Origin of the sequence: Gymnodinialimonas sp. 57CJ19 (assembly GCF_038396845.1) — a bacterium.
Taxonomy (GTDB): domain Bacteria; phylum Pseudomonadota; class Alphaproteobacteria; order Rhodobacterales; family Rhodobacteraceae; genus Gymnodinialimonas.
Genome location: NZ_CP151587.1, coordinates 1,578,301 through 1,598,334, shown reverse-complemented (window position 1 = coordinate 1,598,334; position 20,034 = coordinate 1,578,301). Strand labels below are relative to the sequence as shown.

At 61.5% G+C, this 20,034-nt stretch carries 17 protein-coding genes, 1 pseudogene and 1 riboswitch; of the genes and pseudogenes, 8 read left to right on the top strand and 10 right to left on the bottom strand.

Annotation, left to right across the window (positions count from 1 at the left end):
- Nucleotides 1-67: 67 nt before the first annotated feature.
- Complete coding sequence (locus AADW23_RS07830; RefSeq protein ID WP_341863947.1) at nt 68-484, top strand: tellurite resistance TerB family protein; 417 nt, start codon at nt 68-70, stop codon at nt 482-484.
- A gap of 9 nt (nt 485-493) precedes the next feature.
- On the opposite strand, the gene AADW23_RS07825 is transcribed toward AADW23_RS07830, so the two are convergent.
- Nucleotides 494-1,036, bottom strand: a complete 543-nt coding sequence (locus AADW23_RS07825; RefSeq protein WP_341863946.1) for a gamma-glutamylcyclotransferase family protein — start codon at nt 1,034-1,036, stop codon at nt 494-496.
- A gap of 173 nt (nt 1,037-1,209) precedes the next feature.
- Nucleotides 1,210-1,289, top strand: a riboswitch (glycine riboswitch).
- 68 nt (nt 1,290-1,357) lie between these two features.
- Here AADW23_RS07825 and gcvT point away from each other — a divergent pair.
- From gcvT to gcvP, 3 genes are all read left to right on the top strand, one after another.
- Entirely contained in the window at nt 1,358-2,464 is a 1,107-nt protein-coding gene (gene gcvT / locus AADW23_RS07820) for a glycine cleavage system aminomethyltransferase GcvT (RefSeq protein WP_341863945.1), read from the top strand.
- Nucleotides 2,465-2,497: 33 nt separating this feature from the next.
- The gene (gcvH, locus tag AADW23_RS07815; protein WP_341863944.1) at nt 2,498-2,860 is read left to right on the top strand and encodes a glycine cleavage system protein GcvH; all 363 of its coding nucleotides are present in this window, start codon (nt 2,498-2,500) and stop codon (nt 2,858-2,860) included.
- A gap of 151 nt (nt 2,861-3,011) precedes the next feature.
- The gene (gene gcvP / locus AADW23_RS07810) at nt 3,012-5,846 is read left to right on the top strand and encodes an aminomethyl-transferring glycine dehydrogenase (RefSeq protein ID WP_341863943.1); all 2,835 of its coding nucleotides are present in this window, start codon (nt 3,012-3,014) and stop codon (nt 5,844-5,846) included.
- Nucleotides 5,847-5,983: 137 nt separating this feature from the next.
- On the opposite strand, the gene AADW23_RS07805 is transcribed toward gcvP, so the two are convergent.
- The gene (locus tag AADW23_RS07805; protein ID WP_341863942.1) at nt 5,984-6,526 is read right to left on the bottom strand and encodes a DUF4329 domain-containing protein; all 543 of its coding nucleotides are present in this window, start codon (nt 6,524-6,526) and stop codon (nt 5,984-5,986) included.
- Between the two features lie 961 nt (nt 6,527-7,487).
- On the bottom strand, nt 7,488-7,694 hold the full coding sequence (locus AADW23_RS07800; protein WP_219003840.1) for a cold-shock protein: 207 nt from the start codon (nt 7,692-7,694) through the stop codon (nt 7,488-7,490).
- Between the two features lie 211 nt (nt 7,695-7,905).
- On the opposite strand from AADW23_RS07800, the gene AADW23_RS07795 reads away from it, so the two are divergent.
- Nucleotides 7,906-8,463: a transposase gene (locus AADW23_RS07795; RefSeq protein ID WP_341863941.1), complete on the top strand. Its 558-nt coding sequence runs from the start codon at nt 7,906-7,908 to the stop codon at nt 8,461-8,463.
- Nucleotides 8,464-8,800: 337 nt separating this feature from the next.
- Here the strand turns inward: AADW23_RS07795 and ettA are convergent, their stop codons facing one another.
- Nucleotides 8,801-10,456 carry an energy-dependent translational throttle protein EttA gene (ettA, locus tag AADW23_RS07790; RefSeq protein ID WP_341863940.1) on the bottom strand — a complete coding sequence of 552 codons (1,656 nt, stop codon included), beginning with the start codon at nt 10,454-10,456 and terminating at the stop codon, nt 8,801-8,803.
- Nucleotides 10,457-10,551: 95 nt separating this feature from the next.
- Nucleotides 10,552-12,507: an EAL domain-containing protein gene (locus tag AADW23_RS07785; RefSeq protein WP_341863939.1), complete on the bottom strand. Its 1,956-nt coding sequence runs from the start codon at nt 12,505-12,507 to the stop codon at nt 10,552-10,554.
- Nucleotides 12,508-12,708: 201 nt separating this feature from the next.
- On the opposite strand from AADW23_RS07785, the gene AADW23_RS07780 reads away from it, so the two are divergent.
- A complete protein-coding gene (locus tag AADW23_RS07780; protein ID WP_341863938.1) occupies nt 12,709-13,308 on the top strand; it encodes a nicotinate-nucleotide adenylyltransferase in 600 nt (199 codons plus the stop codon).
- Nucleotides 13,309-13,316: 8 nt separating this feature from the next.
- Here the strand turns inward: AADW23_RS07780 and AADW23_RS07775 are convergent, their stop codons facing one another.
- Nucleotides 13,317-14,186: a DMT family transporter gene (locus tag AADW23_RS07775; RefSeq protein ID WP_341863937.1), complete on the bottom strand. Its 870-nt coding sequence runs from the start codon at nt 14,184-14,186 to the stop codon at nt 13,317-13,319.
- A gap of 246 nt (nt 14,187-14,432) precedes the next feature.
- Between AADW23_RS07775 and dacB the strand changes: the two genes are divergently transcribed.
- The gene (gene dacB / locus AADW23_RS07770) at nt 14,433-15,803 is read left to right on the top strand and encodes a D-alanyl-D-alanine carboxypeptidase/D-alanyl-D-alanine-endopeptidase (protein WP_341863936.1); all 1,371 of its coding nucleotides are present in this window, start codon (nt 14,433-14,435) and stop codon (nt 15,801-15,803) included.
- Nucleotides 15,804-15,917: 114 nt separating this feature from the next.
- Here dacB and AADW23_RS07765 read toward each other — a convergent pair whose 3' ends face one another.
- The 4 genes and pseudogenes from AADW23_RS07765 to gltX all read right to left on the bottom strand — a co-directional run bounded on the left by AADW23_RS07765 (nt 15,918) and on the right by gltX (nt 19,541).
- On the bottom strand, nt 15,918-16,106 hold the full coding sequence (locus tag AADW23_RS07765; RefSeq protein ID WP_341863935.1) for a PLD nuclease N-terminal domain-containing protein: 189 nt from the start codon (nt 16,104-16,106) through the stop codon (nt 15,918-15,920).
- Nucleotides 16,107-16,179: 73 nt separating this feature from the next.
- Nucleotides 16,180-17,572: pseudogene (locus AADW23_RS07760) on the bottom strand (MATE family efflux transporter).
- 58 nt (nt 17,573-17,630) lie between these two features.
- On the bottom strand, nt 17,631-17,996 hold the full coding sequence (locus tag AADW23_RS07755; protein ID WP_341863934.1) for a mannan-binding lectin: 366 nt from the start codon (nt 17,994-17,996) through the stop codon (nt 17,631-17,633).
- Between the two features lie 219 nt (nt 17,997-18,215).
- On the bottom strand, nt 18,216-19,541 hold the full coding sequence (gltX, locus tag AADW23_RS07750) for a glutamate--tRNA ligase (RefSeq protein WP_341863933.1): 1,326 nt from the start codon (nt 19,539-19,541) through the stop codon (nt 18,216-18,218).
- A gap of 82 nt (nt 19,542-19,623) precedes the next feature.
- Between gltX and AADW23_RS07745 the strand changes: the two genes are divergently transcribed.
- Nucleotides 19,624-20,025: a metallopeptidase family protein gene (locus tag AADW23_RS07745; RefSeq protein ID WP_341863932.1), complete on the top strand. Its 402-nt coding sequence runs from the start codon at nt 19,624-19,626 to the stop codon at nt 20,023-20,025.
- The last annotated feature ends 9 nt before the right edge of the window (nt 20,026-20,034 follow it).

Sequence of the window (20,034 nt, the reverse complement as noted above, 5' to 3'; positions counted from 1 at the left end):
GACACCGCCCTATTGTCTGAGACGCCCCTCGTCAATAAATGACAGGCACACAAGAGGAGAGACAGCAATGCCCGAACATAGCTTCACCCCAGAAGATAGCCTTGTGGCCGTGATGGTCGGCATTTCCGTGTCCGACCAGACAATCCGCACGTCCGAGTTGCTCTCGATCGAACAGATGGTGAACTATTTGCCTGTATTCGGGGCTTATGACGCGGATCGGATGCGGTTGGTGGCGAACATCGTCTTTGATCTGTTCGAGGATGAAGACGGGGTGGACGCGCTCTTTGGTCTGGTGAAGGAAGACTTGCCGCCGCATCTCTATGAGACAGCCTATGCATTGGCCTGTGACGTGGCCGCAGCCGATGGAAAACTGGCGCAGGCGGAACTGCGTTTCCTTCAGGAAATGCGCGATTCCTTCAACATTGACCGCCTCCACGCTGCCGCCATCGAACGCGGCGCCCGTGCCCGTCACATGACGGTATAGTGGCGCAGCCTAGGCCCGCAGGCGGGTCAGGTTTTCATCCACAAAGGCCCGTTCGCCGGGCGTCAGCACCGTGACCCGAGGGTAGACAGGGTCATGGCGGTCGTCACGGATCGGCATCTGCCAGCCGCGCGTGTCTTTGAAAAACGCTTCCGCACCGGCTTCTCCGAACTCTGCCAGGAAGCCCTGGATCACCGTATCAAGGTAGCTCAGAAGGATCGGGTATACGCCCGCATCCTGGTGCTGCGGCTCGACCGCATAAATTTGCACATCCAACGGGTCTGCATGGTTGTGGCTGATTTGCTCAACCCGGTGTCGGGCATAGGCCGCTTCCCTCTCATCCAGCGCGGCCCAATCGGCGCCGGGAACGGCCGCGATCAGCCCATGGGTCACGGCGGACGAATCACGCTCCACCGTCAGATAGGCCAGATTGCGCAGTTTCGTGCCCTTCCATACCCGCCGCCATCCGCGCACCTGCGCGGGCAACGCATGGGGGGAGTCGTGGGTTTTACGGTTCACCAGGCTGCCATAGCCAAAAAAGTACGGGGTCGTCATGGCATTCGGAATGGGCCAATTGAAGATATCTATCAACCCTCTTGATCCGGCCCCACGCATCTGTATTCTGCGCCTAGCACCCATAGGGAGACTTGGGCTTGCCGACCCCGGCAGGCTTGGGCCGAAGGAGCAACCGCCCCGGTAAACTCTCAGGCAAACGGACCTGTGTCGTGCAAAGATACTCTGGAGAGTGAGGGTAAAACCCCTCCGCCGAAGGGATAACGATCTCAGGCCAAAGGACAGAGGGGGCATCAGGAGGGCACTGCGCATTGCAGTGTTAGCGTGATGCCGGGCCATTCGCCCCGCAAAAAGGGGAAGAAGATGGCGACGGATGATCTGAAGACATTGGTACTGGCAGAGTTGCACGGCGAATTGGGCGCAAAGTTTGTGCCGTTCGCGGGCTATTCCATGCCGGTGCAATATCCTTTGGGCGTGATGGGTGAACACCAATGGACCCGCAAAAATGCGGGCCTGTTTGATGTCAGTCACATGGGGCAGGTGATGCTGCCCATGGGGGCTGTGGAAGCGCTGGAGAGCCTTGTGCCTGTGGATGTGGCCGGGCTGGCCGAGGGCCGCCAACGCTACGGCTTTTTCACCAATGACGCAGGCGGCGTGCTGGACGATTTGATGATCGCTCGCGTGCCAGAAGGGTTGTTTCTGGTCGTGAACGCGGGCTGCAAGGATGCCGACATCGCGCATATGCGCGCCCATATCGACGGGGTCACGGTGATCGAAGGGCGCGCGCTTCTGGCGCTGCAAGGCCCCAAGGCCGAGGCCGCCTTGTCGGCGTTACTGCCGGACGCGGCGAAGATGGCCTTCATGGACAGCAGCTGCCTGGACTGGAACGGCACCGAGGTCTGGATCAGCCGATCCGGCTACACCGGCGAAGACGGGTTCGAGGTTTCGATCCCGGATGAGCAGTCCGAGGCCTTCGCCCGCGCGCTTCTAGCCGATGAACGGGTGCAGCCCATCGGCTTAGGCGCCCGCGACAGCTTGCGGCTGGAGGCGGGCCTGCCCCTCTACGGCCAAGACCTGTCACCAACAATCAGCCCGATCGAGGCCGGGCAGGCATGGGCCATCGGCAAGGTGCGTCGCCCCGGCGGCGACCGCGCGGGCGGCTTTCCCGGCGCCGATGTGATCTTGCCACAACTGGGCGGCAACGCCCCGCGCCGCCGTGTGGGCCTTCTGCCCGAAGGCCGCGCCCCCATGCGTGCTGGCGTGCAGATCTTCGCCAGCCCCGAAGCCGACGCCCCGATCGGAGAGATCACCTCGGGTGGCTTCGGCCCCACCCTTGGCGCACCGATGGCGCTGGCCCTTATTGACGCAGCCACCCCGCGCAATATCCCCCTGTTCGGCGAGGTGCGCGGCAAACGCTTGCCCGTGACCCAGACAAAACTGCCTTTCACCCCTCCCGGCTACAAACGCTGATCCAAACCAACTCAGAAGACGGAGACCCTCCCCATGAAATTTACCGAAGAACACGAATGGCTCAGCGCTGACGGCAATGTCATCACCGTCGGCATCACCGAGCACGCCGCGACCCAGCTTGGGGATGTGGTCTACGTCGAACTGCCCGAAGTCGAGACGCAAGTTTCCAAAGGCGATGAGATCGTAGTGATCGAATCCGTCAAAGCGGCTTCTGACATCATCTCACCGCTGGATGGCGAGATCATCGAGGTGAACGACGCTCTGGCCGACAAACCCGCTTTGGTAAACGAAGACGCCATGGGGGAAGCGTGGTTCTTCAAGATCAAGGTCGAATCCGCCGATGCATTGGACGAATACATGTCCGAGGACGAGTACAAGGACTTGATCGCGGAATAGGCTTCGGTGCTGGGATTTTTTTTGGGGGGGCAGCCCTCCAAGACAAGCCCCCCAAACCACGCCAGTCAATTGGGGGGCCAGCCCCCCAAACCCCCGGCGATATTTTTGAAAAGATGAAGGAGCGCCCGCTTGGTGCGCGATGGAGCCTAATATGCCTTGGATGACCACAGACTATGATCCGACTGATTTCGCAAACCGTCGCCACATCGGTCCCTCGCCCGCTGAGATGACCGAGATGTTGGCCGCCGTGGGGGCGCCTTCGTTGGACGCATTGATTGACGACACTGTCCCCGCCTCTATCCGGCAGGCGAGCGCGCTGGACTGGCCCGCCTTGTCCGAAGCCGAGTTGCTGGATCACATGCGGGCAATCGCCGAGAAGAACAAGCCGATGATCAGCATGATCGGCCAAGGCTATTTCGGCACCCATACGCCGCCTGCGATCCAACGCAATGTGTTGGAAAACCCCGCTTGGTACACCGCCTACACCCCTTACCAGCCCGAAATTGCCCAGGGACGCTTGGAAGCGCTGCTGAACTTCCAGACGATGGTGGCGGATTTGACCGGTCTGCCGGTAGCCAATGCCTCTTTGTTGGATGAGGCGACCGCCGCGGCAGAGGCCATGGTGATGGCGCAGCGTGCGTCGAAATCGAAAGCGCGCGCGTTCTTTGTGGACAAGAATTGCCACCCCCAAACGGTGGCTGTCGTGCAAACCAGGGCCGAGCCGTTAGGGATTGAGGTCATTGTCGGCGAGGCGGACAGCCTGGACGCAACTGGGGTCTTCGGCGGGTTGTTCCAGTACCCCGGCACGTATGGCGCGTTGGCCGACCCGTCGGCCCAGATCGAGGCGCTCCACGCGGCCAAAGCTATCGCCGTGGTCGCCACCGACCTTTTGGCGCTGACCGTGTTGAAAGAGCCTGGCGCCATGGGCGCGGATATCGCTGTGGGCTCTGCCCAGCGCTTCGGCGTGCCGCTTGGCTATGGCGGCCCCCACGCCGCCTTCATGTCGTGCCGTGACGCGCTGAAACGCTCGCTCCCCGGGCGTATCGTTGGCGTCAGCGTCGATAGCCACGGCCAGAAAGCCTACCGCCTGTCGCTACAAACCCGCGAGCAGCATATCCGTCGCGAAAAGGCGACCTCCAACGTCTGCACCGCACAGGCGCTTCTGGCGGTTATGGCCAGCTTCTACGCCGTCTTCCACGGCCCCCAAGGCCTACGCGCCATCGCCGAGCGGGTGCATATGCGTGCCGTGCGTTTGGCCGCCTCCCTCGGCGCTGGAGGCTTCGCGCCAGAGAACAACACTTTCTTTGACACGATGACCGTGAACGTCGGCGACAAGCAGTCGCGGATCATGGCCGCCGCTGTGGCCCGTGGCATCAACCTGCGCGATGTGGGTGCGGATCGCATTGGCATCTCGGTGGATGAGGTCACGACCGACGCGCACCTTGGCGCGCTGTGCGAAGCCTTTGGCGTGGCTGTTGCCCCTGCCGCCGATAGCCCCGCGATCCCTGAAGCGCTGTTGCGCACGTCAGATTACCTGACTCACCCGATCTTCCACATGAACCGGGCCGAGTCCGAGATGATGCGCTACATGCGCCGCCTTTCCGACAGGGACCTTGCGCTGGACCGGGCGATGATCCCCCTCGGCTCCTGCACCATGAAGCTGAACGCCGCCGTAGAGATGATGCCCATCACATGGCCCGAATTCGGAAACCTGCACCCCTTCGCCCCCGCCGATCAGGCGGTTGGCTACGCCGAGATGCTAACGGACCTGTCCGACAAGCTTTGCGACATTACCGGCTATGACGCCATGTCGATGCAGCCCAATTCGGGCGCCCAAGGGGAATACGCGGGCCTCCTGACGATTGCTGCCTATCACCGCGCCAATGGCGAGGATCGCAGCGTCTGCCTCATCCCCGTGTCCGCCCATGGCACAAACCCAGCTTCTGCTCAAATGGCCGGAATGCAGGTGGTCGTGGTGAAGTCTCAGGAAGACGGAGACATCGACATCGCCGACTTCCGCGCCAAGGCCGAGGCCGCAGGCGACAAGCTGGCCGCCTGCATGATCACCTATCCCTCCACCCATGGTGTGTTCGAGGAATCCGTGCGCGAGGTCTGTGACATCACCCATGCCTTAGGTGGCCAGGTCTACCTCGACGGCGCCAACCTGAACGCCATGGTGGGCCTGTCCAAACCCGGAGAATTGGGCGCCGATGTCAGCCACCTGAACCTGCACAAGACGTTCTGCATCCCCCACGGCGGCGGCGGCCCCGGCATGGGCCCGATCGGCGTGAAGGCACATCTCGCCCCGCACCTGCCCGGCCACCCCGAAACCGGTGGCACCTCTGGCCCGGTCTCCGCCGCGCCCTATGGCTCAGCCTCGATCCTGCCAATTTCCTATGCCTATGTGCACCTGATGGGCGGCTCCGGCCTGACCCAAGCCACCAAGGTCGCGATCCTCGGGGCCAACTATATCGCCCGTCGCCTGGAAGAGGCCTACGGCGTTCTGTTCAAAGGCAAAACCGGGCGCGTGGCCCACGAATGCATCCTCGATACGCGCCCCTTCGCCGAGGCAGGCATCACCGTGGATGACATCGCCAAACGTCTGATGGACAACGGCTTCCACGCCCCCACCATGAGCTGGCCAGTGGCCGGCACCCTAATGGTGGAACCCACTGAATCGGAAACCAAGGCCGAGCTCGACCGCTTCATCACCGCCATGCTATCCATCCGAGCTGAAATCGCCGATGTCGAGGCAGGCAAACTAGCAGCCGATCAAAGCCCCCTCCACCATGCCCCCCACACGATGGAGGACCTGGTCCGCGATTGGGACCGGGCCTACTCTCGCGAACAGGGCTGCTTCCCCCCCGGAGCCTTCCGCGTGGATAAATACTGGCCGCCCGTCAACCGCGTCGACAACGTCGCAGGCGATCGCAACCTGATCTGTACCTGCCCGCCTTTGGAAGACTACCTCGACGCCGCTGAATAAACCAAAGCCCCGGCCGCAATCCAAGCGCGCCGGGGCCGTCATGGGCTCCTTCATCTTGGCCAATACACCTCTGGGGGTGGGCGATCTTTTTCCTTGGAAAAGATCGTACAGGGGGCTAGCCCCCTTCCCCCGTCCGCCTAGCGGGACCGTCCAAAGCGTTGGTACAAACCGTCCAACGTGTACGTTTCCGCCACGGGGCCGTGCTCTTCGGGGTAGAAGTTCGGATCAACCGGCACGCAATCGCGCCCGCAGGCCTGAACCATCGTTCCCGTGGTTCCATCCACATACCACAGCCGCCCTCCGGGCGTGCTCACCCAACCGTTCACGCCGTAACGCATGTCGCCCTCAACATCTTGAATGGACGGCACCTCTCCATCATACCCCAGCCCCCACGCGGCGTGGGTATGCCATGACGACACCGCCCTCTGTCCGTTCTCAATCGGCAATGAAGCGCAGCTGGCCTCCCCGCCCCATGACACTTTGGTCGAGCTGAAGTTCCCCTCCGCATCCTGCAAGATGAAGCCGCAAACCTCTCGGTTGAAGCGTACGGAAAGCTGGTTCATGGATTCCATCAGTCCCCTCACAAACGCCAGTTCCTCCGCGTCTTGCGCCAGCGCAGGCGTGCTCAGGAAGGCCGTGACAAGGGCTGTGGCCGCCAAAATCGGTTTGATAGAACGCATGGTTAACGAAACTCCTATGCGATGAGATTGTCGGAAAGCGTAGCGGAGAACGCCGTGCAAGCAACGCGAAACATCGGGGTTTGGCCGAAACTCAAGCGCTTTCGGTGAATGTTTTGGGTAACTGGACGCCAAAGCGCAGCGGCGCAGGGCTGGGTCACCATCATGTCCGGCTGATCGGATATGGCGCCCTCCATCGCGACCTCAAGGCATCGGCCCTTCGCAATGCTCCATGCAAGCGCAGGCGGCTCAGGTCGCGGGGAAAGTTAGTGCGTCGGCGCCCCGCTCGGCGCTAAGTGCTTTAAATCGCGGCCCAATCCGTAAAGCGAACGGGTTGGGGACGTGGCTTTCGTTGAGGGTGCTTTACTTGGCGAGGGGTCATCTCGGTTCTCCTTTGATGCCCCAATTTACCAAATGTCCCGGCCGCTGTCTGTGGATGCTCCACCGACTTGACAGCCCTAGATCGCGGCCCAATCGGTGAAGCGAAACGGCTTTGGCGCGGGCCTGCTGGGGATCGGGGTTGGTTGATTGCGGGGCTGTGCGGGGCGGGTCATGTTGTTTCCTTTGGGCTTGTGGTGATTTGGTGCCGCCACCCTGTTCGGTTCGGCCCTTGTCACACAAAATCGCCGCGCTGATATCCGATATCGCGCCCGCTTTCACAGTCCCTTTTTCGAGCCTGCTCAACCCCTTGGCGAAAATTGGCCGATGCCCTCGCGCCAGATCGGCTGTATCCGGCGCCGGCCTGGTTGCCTTGCCTGGAACGGCTCTACTCCGATGGGAATTGATGCCCCCTCAGGCTACACGCTCCACCCCGCCCGCGCAGCCACGGTCCAACTGCTCGGGGTATATCAATGGTATATCAATCTGCCCGCCCCCCCTGCGACATTCCCGTCTTCCGGGCACAAAAAAGGCGCGTCCGAAACCGGGCGCGCCATCGTCTTGTCAGCGAATGCTGAAGAGTCGCTTAGACAGTCTTCAGGTTCACGGCGCTCTCGCGGCCATCGCGGCCAGCTTCGAGGTCGTAAGTCACTTTTTGGTTGTCGGCGAGGCCAGTCAGACCGGAACGCTCAACAGCAGAGATGTGAACGAACACGTCTTTGCCGCCAGTTTCTGGTGCGATGAAGCCGAAGCCTTTAGTCGAGTTAAACCATTTCACGGTGCCATTAGCCATCGTGTGTCTCCTAGATTGTATTCCCGCCCGCGTGCCTGCGGCGGTTCGGCGTCAGTTGGGTAGCAGATCGAGACTGAGGCCTTGGTAGAGGAGACAGTAGATCGAGGTGCGGTAACGGTCGCAGAGTGCATATGGCGCAGATGGGGGTAGAAATCAAGGGGAAGGTGGGGCGTTCACCGCGCGTAAACCTTGTCGGGGGTAGGCTGCCAGTATGCCGAATTACAAGCGTCCTCGCCTAACTGGCCTGCCCGTCTTCTTCACCGTTTGCTTACAACAACGCGGTTCTTCCGCACTGCTCGACCATTTGGACATTCTGCGAAATGCGGTCATTGTCACCAAGCGTGATCGCCCGTTCGAGATTCTGGCTTACGTTGTAATGCCGGACCATATGCATGCGGTTTGGAGATTGCCGAATGAAGACCCGAATTATTCCCAGCGCTGGGGTCGCATCAAATCCCGGTTCTCTCGCGATGCCCGTAGGGCGGGACTTGTCCCGCCGTGGGAGGCAAGCGGCGGGGTGAACCCCGCCCTACGGCGCAAAGGCGAGGTTGGTATCTGGCAACGCCGGTTCTGGGAGCACCACTGCCGGGATGAGGCCGATTTGGAGAGGCACATCCGGTATTGCTGGATGAACCCGGTGAAACATGGGTTCGTCGAAAAGCCGACTGATTGGGCGGCATCATCGATACTCCGAGACATCCGGCTTGGACGCGTTGAGGCGAAGTGGTTCGGATTAGCAGAAGACGGTGAATTTGGTGAAGCCGCTTGAAGTTTGCTTTCCCTCAAGTTCAACAATGACACGGGCGCATCATGGGGGACCGCATGCTGCATCTATGCCTGCACCAATACAGACGATCACCAGCGCGGAAACCAATGGCCGAACATGCAGCCAAGGATAGGTCGACCATAGCCCCGCGCCCAATGGGTCTTTCAACGTAAGCCAGTTGAGATAAAGACGGCGGTACGCATCACAGCGCAACGCGCGCGTCCATTGGATCATTGCCGCGCCAACGCATAAAACCGCAATGATCCAGCCAAATTCATAGCCATTGCAGGTCAAACGACACATTCCCCTTTGGCGCGGGTTTCATCGCGAAGGCCGACGTTCACCGCACAAATTTCTTGTGCTTCAACCGCTTCGGCTCCAACGCATCTGGTCCCAGACGACGCTTCTTGTCTTCCTCATAGGCCGAGAAATCGCCCTCGAACCATTCGACGTGGGCCTCGCCCTCGAACGCCAAAATGTGCGTGCAAATGCGGTCGAGGAAGAAGCGGTCGTGGGAGATGACGACGGCGCAGCCTGCGAAATCGGTCAGAGCGTCTTCAAGGGCTCGCAGCGTCTCGACGTCGAGGTCGTTGGTCGGCTCATCGAGGAGCAGCACGTTGCCGCCTGATTTCAACAGCTTGGCCATGTGGACGCGGTTACGCTCACCGCCTGACAGCTGGCCAACCTTCTTCTGTTGGTCGCCACCCTTGAAGTTGAACGCCGAGCAATAGGCGCGGGAGTTCATGGTGGCGTCCCCCAACTCGATGATCTCGGCCCCGCCGGAGATTTCCTCCCACACGGTCGTGTTGGGGTCCAATGCGTCGCGAGACTGGTCCACGTAGGCGAGGTCCACCGTGTCGCCATATTCCAGCGTGCCCGCATCGGGCTGTTCCTGGCCCGTGAGCATGCGGAAGAAGGTGGATTTGCCCGCGCCGTTGGGGCCGATGACACCCACGATGCCGCCAGGGGGCAGCGCGAAGGAAAGGTCTTCGATCAGCAGCTTGTCGCCGTAACCCTTCTTGAGGTTCTCGATCTCGATCACCTTGGAGCCGAGGCGTTCGCCGTTGGGGATGATGATCGTGGCACGCGACAGCTTCTCGCGCTCGGACTTTCCGGCCAGATCTTCATAGGCGTTGATCCGGGCCTTCTGCTTGGCTTGGCGGGCCTTGGCACCCTGCCGGATCCACTCAAGCTCTCGCTCCAGCGTTTTCTGGCGGGTCTTGTCTTCGCGGGCTTCCTGCTCCAACCGCTTGGCTTTTTGCTCCAGCCATGCGGAATAGTTGCCCTCGTAAGGGATGCCGCGACCGCGGTCCAATTCGAGGATCCACGAGGTGATATCGTCAAGGAAATAACGGTCGTGGGTGACGATCAGGATCGTGCCTTTGTAGTCGATCAGGTGCTGTTGCAGCCATGCGATCGTCTCGGCATCGAGGTGGTTGGTCGGTTCATCGAGCAGCAGCATTTCAGGCGCTTCAAGCAACAGTTTGCACAGCGCGACGCGGCGGCGTTCACCGCCCGAGAGCGTTTCCACTGGCGCATCATCGGGCGGACAGCGGAGCGCTTCCATCGCAACGTCGATCTGGCTGTCGAGATCCCAAAGGTTGTTGGCATCGATCTCGTCCTGCAAGGCGGCCATTTCTTCGGCCGTCTCGTCGGAATAGTTCATCGCCAGCTCGTTGTATTTATCGAGCTTGGCTTTCTTCTCGGCCACGCCAAGCATGACGTTTTCGCGCACCGACAGGCTTTCTTCCAGCTGCGGCTCCTGCGGCAGGTAGCCGACCTTGGCACCTTCCGCGGCCCAAGCCTCGCCGGTGAAATCCTTGTCGAGCCCCGCCATGATCTTCATCAGCGTGGATTTACCCGCGCCGTTCACCCCAACGACACCGATTTTCACACCGGGCAGGAAGGACAGGCGAATGTTTTCAAAGCACTTTTTACCACCGGGGTAGGTCTTGGACACACCGTCCATATGGTACACGTATTGATAGGCGGCCATGGGTCCACTCCGTTCAAAAAAATCGCTGTTGCGCCCTTCTTTAAAGGGGCGTTGCGGGAACGGCAATCAATGGGTTTGGGAAGGCGACAAGCGGCCTAGGCGGACTTTGCCGCGAAGCTTTGTTCCGAAGGGATGATGATCGGCGCGCGGGCGTCCGCCATCGCGATCAGGGACGCCCGGTCCATCGGGCGGGCAATGCCAAAGCCTTGCAGGCGGAAGCAGCCATGTTCCACCAGAAACGCCGCCTGTTCAGCGGTTTCCACCCCTTCGGCCAAGGTGCCAACGCCCAGTTCATCGCACAGGCGCAGGATGGAGGTGGTGATGATCCGGGCAGAGCGGTCATGGTTAACATTCGAGATCAAAGACCGGTCCAACTTCACACCGCTGACGTCCAACTGGCTCAGGTGGGCGAGGCCCGCATAGCCCACCCCGAAATCATCAAGGTAGACGACGAAACCCTTGTTGCGCAGCTCCACAATTCGAGCGGCGGCGACGCTATCGGTGGTGTCCGAGCCGAAGAAGGTGGTTTCCAGCACCTCGGCGACAAGGGAGTGGGCATCAAGGCCCGCCTGGCACGCCTCATGCTCCAAACGCTCCATGAAGTCCGGATGGGCCAAGGCATCGGAAGAAGTGTTGAACGCCCCGCGGATTTCATGGCCGTTGGCCTGCAATTCCGACACCAGAGAGGTGGTCGCCCGGATCGCGGCGAAGTCGATATCGGCCATACGGTTAAGCCGGGCGGCATAGGAGAGAAAGGTGTCGGGGCCAACGGTTTCGCCATTGCTTCGCTGCCAACGGGCCAAAGCCTCAAACGCGCGAATCTCGCCTTTCTGGGCGTCCATGATGGGTTGGTAGACGAAGCTGATTCCATCGGAATCGAGCGCTTCTGAAAACTCCTCCATCAAGGCATTTTCGACCTCTTGCCGTTCGTGCAACAAGGCATCGTAGCGGGCCACGCGCGGCGCGCCGGGTTTTTTCGCTTCGTAAAGGGCGAAATCGGCGGACCGGATCAGGTCTTCGGCGGTGACATTATCCCCATTGCTGAGTGCGATCCCGATGGAGGCCCCACACGACAGGTTGGCATCGGCCCAGTAGATCGGCGTTCTGATGCGGTCCAACAGGGCATCGGCGATGTGCTGTAGTTCATCGAAGCTGGCGACGCCGGGACAGGCCATAACGAATTCGTCGCCGCCGATACGACACAGGCTATCTCCTTCGCGGGCCGTTTCACGCATCGCGTCGGCCACGTGGATCAGCAGTTGATCGCCCGCGGCGTGACCATTGCTGTCATTGACCGCTTTGAAGTGGTCGAGATCGATGAAAACCAACCCCAGTTCACGGTCTTCGCGCCGCCGTTCCCGAAGCACGGTTTCGATGTCGACCAGCAGCGCCGCCCGGTTTTTCAAGGCGGTCAGCGCATCGTGATTGGCGGCGTGGAATAGATAGGATTGGGCTTCTTTCAGCTCTTCCTCGCGATTGACCTGCGTGGTGACATCGCGAGAGGACAGGACAACCCGGTCATCGCCGTCACGGGATTCAACGACGGCGAGGTTGAATTCGTGCCAAAACACCTCTCCATTGCGGCGCATATTGGGCCGCCGTACAAGGTTGTTGAACTCATACCCCGATGGATTGAAACGGAAATTCTCAATCTCTTCCTCGGCGGGTTTCATATCGGGGGGGAAACAGAACTCCTGCGGGCGGCGGCCCAGAATCTCTTCCAAACTCCGGCCCATGGTATGGCAATAGGCCGGGTTGGCCCACAAGATGCGGCCCTCCATATCGTGGTACACCAAACCATCACTGGCGTGTTGCGCCACGGCCCGAAGGATCGATTCCTGCGCCGAGACATCATCAAGGGTTTGCGCCACTTCCTGAAGCGCATGTCTGGCAGTGTTTGACGCTCGCATCCTGATCAACAACACGGCAAGGGTCAGCATCAAGAGCGAAGCAAGGCCGACCTCCATCGCCGCGAACAGGATCGCGGGCTCAAGTATCATCGGCCAAAGCCCAACGGCCCAAGCGACAAGCATCATGGTTATATTGTTCATGGCAACAGCCCCTTGGAATCCACGGGAACATAGGCCGCTGCTTGCGAACCGGGAGTTAACGCCCCGACGCCATCCGCGCAAAATCAGCGGGCAACTTACCTCAACTTGTCGCTATCTCCCCGTCGCTCGCCTGCGGGGCCAAGCGATTGACAGCCCGCCCCCCGCGCCCCATCAAAGCGCGTCAAACGAAGGGGCCGCGACGTGCGCCACGACTTGCCATATGCTCAACCCGGCCAGACCATCGGCCTGTTTGGAGGGTCCTTCGACCCGCCCCACAAAGGCCATGTGCATGTCTCGCGCGAGGCGCTGAAACGCTTTGGTCTGGATCGCGTGTGGTGGCTGGTTTCCCCCGGAAACCCGCTAAAGGCCCGCGGCCCCGCCCCCCTGCCCCGCCGCATGGCCGCCGCAAGGGATTTGGTCACACACCCAAGGGTGGAGGTGACTGATATCGAAGCGAAACTTGGCACGAGATACACGGCCGAAACCCTGAAAGAGCTGTGCCGCTTGTACCCGGGCGTCCGGTTCGTCTGGTTGATGGGCGCTGATAATCTGGCGCAATTCCATCGCTGGCAGCAGTGGGAGTGGATTATGGGCAACGTGCCCGTGGGTGTTCTGGCCCGCCCCGGCGACAGGATAAGCGCAAGGACCTCCGTGGCCGCCCAAAGGTTCCGAAGCGCGAAGCTACCCGCCAGCGCGGCCCGCCTGTTGGGGCAATCCGATGCGCCGGCCTGGTGTTTCCTGAATGTGCCAATGCTGGATGTCTCAAGCTCGGCCATCCGCGCAAAAGGCGGGTGGAAATAAACGCCAAGTCAAGCGGCGGGGCGTTCGCGCACGGCAAGGGACGCAAAGCCAGACGCCAACACCAGAACGATCCCCGCAAGGGCCAAGCCATCGGGCAAGGCATCAAACACCAACGCGCCCAGCAACGTCGCCCAGATCAGTTGCGAATAGACGAAAGGTGCCATGCGGCTGGCTTCGGCCCGGCGGTAAGCAATGATCAGAAGCAGGTTGCCAAGCATGGAACAGGCCGCGGATATCAAGGTTAACCCCACCACGGGCGCAGTGATGGACGGCATGGCCCAGATCCCCGGCACCGACAGGATCAGCGCCCCGATCACCAATTGCGAGAACAACAAGGCCCGAGGCCGCGCAATGTTGGCCATCCAGCGGCTCATCACCAGGTAGCAGCCATAAAATAGCCCCGCCAGCACCGCAAAACCCATGCCCGGCGTCATGCCAAAGCCCGGTTTGACCACCAGGATCACGCCAACAAACCCGAGGCAGATCAGGCCGAAGCGCGGGGCCGAAAACGGTTCGCGCAGCAGCCACACGGACAGGAGCCAAGACACGATGGGCCCGACAAAGAAGGCACCGAATACGTTCGCAATCGGCTCTGTCGAGAGCGCCGTCAGGATCGAGGTAATGCCCCCCGCCACCAGAAAGCCTCGTAGCCACACGCGCCAATCAGTAAAAAGACGCGGCTCGACGAGATGGGCGACGAAGGGCGCGATCATCAGCGCCCCGATGGCAAAACGGCTCCAGGCGATGAAGATCGGCGCGACCGGGACGCCGCCTGTGCCGACGCCCGCAGACAGAAGTTTGCCCGCCGTATCCCCCGCGGGGATCAGCGCCATAGCAAGCAACATAAGGGGCAGTGCGCGAAGCGTGTTCTTGTCCATTGCCCCCTGCCCTACTCCGCTTCGTCAAGCAAGGAAACCCCGCAACATATTGCACAAGATCGTGTCATTACGGGGGGTTGAGCGTCGCCCCTTAGGCAAGGTAACCTACCCCACGCTGCCAAGTGATTTGAATCGATGATCTCCAGACGGATATTTCTGAGCGGGCTTCTTGCAAGCACCGCACCCGCTGCTTGGGCTGCCGCACCGGAACGGTCGTTGCGCCCGCTTGCGCGCCCCAGTGATTTTTTGCTCCGCACCATCCCCGAGGCCGCCGAGATCGTCCAGGCCGCCGGCCTGAGCGGGCGCATCGGTTTTGCCGTGGCAGACGCTGCCACCGGAGAGATGTTGGAGGTGATGAACCCACTCTTTCCGCTGCCCCCCGCCTCGGTCGCCAAGACCATTAGCAGCGCCTATGCCCTGGACCGGTTGGGCCCAAATTACCGCTTCCGCACCCGGCTTGTCTCGGACGGCGTTGTGGCCGACGGGCGGCTGGACGGAGACCTGTGGTTGGTCGGCTCTGGCGACCCGCTGTTTGACACCGATGCGCTGGCCACGATGGCCGAAAACTTGGTCAATCTGGGGGTCCGAGAGGTCACCGGAAGGTTCCGGGTGGCAACTGGCGCTCTTCCCGAGATATGGCAGATTGATCCCGGCCAGCTACCTCATGTGGGGTATAACCCGGCGATCTCTGCCCTGAACCTCAATTTCAACCGGGTCCATTTTGAATGGGAACGGGTGGGCGAGGATTACACCATCTCGATGGACGCAAGGTCCGCCTCCCTGCGCCCCGCCGTGCAGGTCGCCCGCATGCGGGTGGAGGAGCGCACGTCGCCGGTCTACACCTACTCGGACGCCGCCAGCCACGACGCCTGGACCGTGGCCCGAGGCGCACTTGGCAATGCCGGATCAAGATGGCTGCCCGTGCGCCGCCCCGCCGCTTATATGTCCGAAGTGTTCCAAACCCTGATGGACGATCACGGGGTCCGCCTTGAGACACCGGAATACGTCTTGCACGCCCCGGAGGAGGCACTGGTTCTGGTCGAGCATGTGTCAGACCCGCTCGATGAAATCCTGCGCGGGATGATGCGGTGGTCCACCAATCTGACAGCAGAGGTTGTGGGGCTGATGGCGACCCAGGCGGCAGGCGAAAGGGTGGCGAGCCTCCCCGAATCGGGGGCCGCGATGACCGCATGGATGGAAGAGGCCCTGGGCGCGAGAAATGCGCGGTTCGTCGATCATTCGGGGCTTGGCGTCGATAGCCGGTTGCGTCCGCAAGACATGACCCACGCGTTGATCTCAGCCGGTCCCGACGGTCCGTTGCGGGGGTTGATGAAAGACATCCCCATGCGCGACGGCGACGGCAACGTTATTCAGGAGCACCCGGTTGATGTGGTGGGCAAAACCGGCACGCTCAGCTTTGTCTCAACCCTGACAGGGTTTGCCCGCGCACCGTCGGGGAGAGACCTGGCGTTCACCATTTTCAGCGCCGATCTGGACCGCCGCGATGCGATTCCCGAGGATCAACGCGAACGCCCTGCCGGGTCACGCGCCTACAACGGCGCGGCCAAACGGATGCAGCAAGCGCTGATCGAACGCTGGGGCACCGTCTACGCCTGAACCGACACCGTTTTGACGAACGCCAAAAGGCCACCCCGAGGGGTGGCCTTTGACTTGAGCGAGCAAATAGCGAGGGCGGAAGGGAGGGTTCCGCGACAGCGCTGCGCCGGCCCGTTATACGTTGATCGAGTTGCCGCCCTTTGGACCAGCAACCAGCCAAGCGATGAAGCCCAAGACCGGCAGGACCAGAATAACGACAGTCCAGATGACCTTGGCCAAAGTAGAGGCCGCGGAGGTCCAGGTTTTGAAAATCGCGTAGATGTTGGCGATCAGTACGATGAGGCCGAGAATGCCATATTCCATTGGGTGTCTCCTTGTTGTTGCGTTGGTGGAACAACCTGCGACAGCAACAATGGTTCCCAATTTTTTTTGAGCGTCAGCGGTGGCGGTGGAAGAGCGCCAGCAAACGTGCCTGGCGGGCGAACGGCTCATCCGGCGGAGCCGTCTTCGCCGTCCCGATGATCCGCCGCACCAGCACAAAGGACAATATCCCGAAGACGACGCCGCCCAACGACTGCCCGATCAACACGCCCTCGGCCCCGAACCAGGCCGAGAAGACCAGCACCGGAAGAATGACGCCCACGGTGTGGCGGCCCCAGTTCACCCAAGTGGAGGTATAGGGATAACCGATGTTGTTGAGGCTGGCGTTCGACACGAAGATCATACCGTTGAAGAAAAACAGCAGCGCCAGGGGCCCGCAGAACAGGAACAGCAGGTCACGCGCCTCTCCGGTGGCTGTGAAAAGCGCGGCGATGGGTTCTCGGAGCCCGAAAAGCACCGCGCTGACGAAAACCACCACAAGGGCGGTGAACAGCATGGCGTCGCGGTACGCACGGGTCACGCGGTCCTGCTTCCCGGCGCCGAAGTTCTGGCCAATGATCGGCCCCACAGCCCCCGACAGCGCAAAGAGCACGCCGAAGGCCACGGGCGTCAGACGGCCGATGATGGCCATGCCCGCGACGGCCTCTTCCCCGAAAGCGGCCATGGAGCGGGTCACGAAGGCTTGTCCCACGGGCGTTGCCAATTGCGTCAGGACCGCCGGAGCGGCCAGCGCCACGATGGGTGCGAAATCCAGCCGCAGGTCAGGCAGCGTGGGCCGCGCCAAGCCGCCGTGGTGGCGAAAGATGGGGATCAGAGACACGACCGCAATCGACACCCGCGCACAGACCGAGGCGATGGCCGCGCCGGTCAGTTCCAGATCAAGGCCGAAGATCAGGATCGGGTCGAGCACGGCATTCACCACGCCGCCGACAATCGTCGCGATCATCGCCCGGCGTGCATCTCCGTGCGCCCGCAGGATCGCGCCCCCCCACCATGCCCAGAAGCAGCAAAGGCAGGGATGGCAGAATGATTTGCAGGTAACTGACCGCCAGATCATGGGTCTCGTCACTGGCCCCGAGCAGCGTCACCAGAAACGACAGGTTTAGCCAGACAGTCGCCGCAAAGGCACTGCCGAAGAGAAACCCGATCAGCAGGGTGGTCCCGGCCCGTCGCCGCGCCAGCGCCCCATCGCCTGCCCCCAAGGCCCGCGCCACCAAAGCGCCCGCGGCAATCGCCATGCCTATCCCGAATGACGAGGTGAAAAACAAGATCGCCCCCGCATAGCCGATGGCGGCGGCCAGTTCCTCTTTCCCCAGCATCGAGATGAAGATCATATCGACGAAATCGACAAGGAAAACGGCCATCAAGCCCACCGAAGATGTCAGGGACATGATGGAGATATGCTTGAAGAGGTTGCCTTCCAGGAAGACCGCTTGCGAGTTTGCCATAGGCCTTTCGTGCCACGGGGGCCGCCCCCGTGCCACTCAAATTTGCGGTGCGCCCGCTTTAGCGGATTTCACAGACCGACATCTCCGAGGCGACGGTGGTCCACCACTGGCCCGTCCAGGTCCCCCCATGGGAGGCCGCGACCGCGGGGCAGACCTGGTCGGCATGGCCTTGGTTCCAGATTGGCCCTGCTTCGACCGCGCGGGTGGGCGCGGCCGTGCTAACCTGACAAACCGACATCTGCCCCGCCACCGTTGTCCACCAATGGCCCGTCCAGGTCCCCCCATGAGAGGCGGCGACGGCAGGACAGACCTGGTCGGCATGGCCCTGGTTCCAGATCGGGCCGGCCTCGATAGCCTGCTGGGCAGCAGAGAGAGTGGGCGAAACCAATGCGGTAGCGGCAATCAGAAGAAAAATACGTGTCATGAAAGAAATCTCCGAAGGGGTTTAATGACTTCGATCCTAGGACATTTGCGCGATAAAAAAATCCCCCGGTTTTCCCGCATTTCACGTTTTGCTTATTGCGCCACCGCGCCCTCGGCCTTGGCCGAGGGCGCTTGGTCGCTCGTGCGCGCAGGCCGCAGGCCGAGCACGCGGCGAAACATCTGGGGTCTGGCGGTCACAACGCCGGATCAGCGCATTGGATCAAAGGGACGGCTTCACCTGCATCAGGCGCATGACCCCCGCCATCTCTGGCCCTTTCTCGCGCCCTGTCACCGCCTTGCGCAGGGGCATGAACAGGTTTTTGCCCTTGCGGCCTGTGGCCTCCTTCACGGCAGAGGTCCAGTTGCCCCAGGTCGTGTCGTCATAGGGCAGGTCCGGCAGCATCGCGAAGGCTTCAGCGATGAACGCCTTGTCTTCGTCATCGACCAGCGGCGTGGCACCATCACGGAACAGCGCCCACCAGTCGGCGGTCTCGGAGCGTTTGCCGATGTTGGCACGGGCCACGTCCCAGAACGCAGGCGCGATATCTGCGGGCACCCCAAGGGCCGCGACTTCATCGGCCACGTCCTCAAACGGGGTTTCGTGCAGCACGCTGGCGGTCAGCGGCCAGAGGTCTTCCACATCAAACTTGGTGGGGGCCGAGCCGAAGTGGTTCAAATCGAACCCTTCCGCCAAATCATCCACCGACGCCGCCAGCTCAATCGGCTGGGAAGAACCGATCCGCGCCATATGCGACAGCAGCGCCATCGGCTCCACCCCCGCTTCACGCAGATCACGCAGCGCCAAGGTGCCAAGGCGCTTGGACAGCGCCTCTCCCTGAGGGCCGGTCAGCAGGGAATGGTGGGCGAAAGCGGGCGCTGTCTTGCCAAGCGCCTCCATGATCTGGATTTGCGTCGCCGTGTTGGTCACATGGTCCGAGCCGCGCACCACATGGGTCACGCCCATATCCGTGTCATCCACCACCGAAGCGATGGTATATAGCACCTGCCCGTCGGCCCGGATCAGCACCGGATCAGACACCGAGGCGGCATCAATCGACAGGTCACCCAGAATGCCATCGTGCCATTCAATCCGCTCTTGATCCAGCTTGAAGCGCCAGACACCCTGGCCCCGCTCCGCCCGTAGATCGGCCTTTTCGTCATCAGACAAGGCCAACGCCGCGCGGTCATAGACCGGAGGCAGATGCATATTTAGTTGCTTCTTGCGCTTCAGGTCCAGTTCTGTTGGCGTTTCCCATGCCTCGTAGAACCGCCCCTTCTCGCGCAGCTCATCGGCCGCTGCGGCATAGCGATCAAAGCGGTTCGACTGCTTTTCGATCCGGTCCCACGTCAGGCCCAGCCATTCCAGATCCTCTTGAATACCGTCGGCAAATTCCTGAGTGGAGCGTTCCGGGTCCGTATCATCGAGGCGCAGAATGAACTCACCACCAGCTTTGCGCGCGATCAGGAAATTGAACAGCGCTGTGCGCAGGTTTCCCACATGCAGGAAACCGGTGGGGGACGGGGCGAACCGAGTGACGACGGACATGGGACCAGCCTTTCAGGCAAATGCGGGCAGGAATGCGGGCCTTCCTCTTTCATGTGTGCCCAGATTTGTCCATATCGGGGGGATGAGTGCCGATCTTACCGCCCCCGACCTTGCGACGATTGAAGCGCTGGCCCATGCCGCCCGCGATGCCTTGGGGCCGCCCTGGGCCGGACCTGCCCGAGACGTGATGATTGTCGTCGAAGACGTGGCCGATGTGCAGATGCTGACCGATCTGGGCATGGAAGACCCGTACGAGCTGACCGGGCTATATGATGGTATCCCGATGACCCAGAAATCGGTGCTGGATATGCCCGAAGGGCCCGATACGATCTGGCTGTTCCGCCGCGCCATTCTGGACGAATGGGTAGACCGAGGGAACGTCACCTTGGCCGAACTTGTGACCCATGTGCTGGTGCACGAATTTGCCCATCACTTCGGCTGGTCCGACGCCGATATCGCCTCGGTCGATCGCTGGTGGGAATAATTTTCACCC

Coding starts and splice junctions, on each gene's coding strand:
- gcvP (WP_341863943.1), top strand. CDS start 3,012: ATGCCTTGGATGACCACAGACTATGATCCGACTGATTTCGCAAACCGT.
- AADW23_RS07805 (WP_341863942.1), bottom strand. CDS start 6,526: ATGCGTTCTATCAAACCGATTTTGGCGGCCACAGCCCTTGTCACGGCC.
- AADW23_RS07800 (WP_219003840.1), bottom strand. CDS start 7,694: ATGGCTAATGGCACCGTGAAATGGTTTAACTCGACTAAAGGCTTCGGC.
- AADW23_RS07745 (WP_341863932.1), top strand. CDS start 19,624: ATGAGTGCCGATCTTACCGCCCCCGACCTTGCGACGATTGAAGCGCTG.
- gltX (WP_341863933.1), bottom strand. CDS start 19,541: ATGTCCGTCGTCACTCGGTTCGCCCCGTCCCCCACCGGTTTCCTGCAT.
- AADW23_RS07795 (WP_341863941.1), top strand. CDS start 7,906: ATGCCGAATTACAAGCGTCCTCGCCTAACTGGCCTGCCCGTCTTCTTC.
- ettA (WP_341863940.1), bottom strand. CDS start 10,456: ATGGCCGCCTATCAATACGTGTACCATATGGACGGTGTGTCCAAGACC.
- AADW23_RS07775 (WP_341863937.1), bottom strand. CDS start 14,186: ATGGACAAGAACACGCTTCGCGCACTGCCCCTTATGTTGCTTGCTATG.
- AADW23_RS07830 (WP_341863947.1), top strand. CDS start 68: ATGCCCGAACATAGCTTCACCCCAGAAGATAGCCTTGTGGCCGTGATG.
- AADW23_RS07755 (WP_341863934.1), bottom strand. CDS start 17,996: ATGACACGTATTTTTCTTCTGATTGCCGCTACCGCATTGGTTTCGCCC.
- AADW23_RS07825 (WP_341863946.1), bottom strand. CDS start 1,036: ATGACGACCCCGTACTTTTTTGGCTATGGCAGCCTGGTGAACCGTAAA.
- gcvH (WP_341863944.1), top strand. CDS start 2,498: ATGAAATTTACCGAAGAACACGAATGGCTCAGCGCTGACGGCAATGTC.
- AADW23_RS07785 (WP_341863939.1), bottom strand. CDS start 12,507: ATGAACAATATAACCATGATGCTTGTCGCTTGGGCCGTTGGGCTTTGG.
- AADW23_RS07765 (WP_341863935.1), bottom strand. CDS start 16,106: ATGGAATATGGCATTCTCGGCCTCATCGTACTGATCGCCAACATCTAC.
- gcvT (WP_341863945.1), top strand. CDS start 1,358: ATGGCGACGGATGATCTGAAGACATTGGTACTGGCAGAGTTGCACGGC.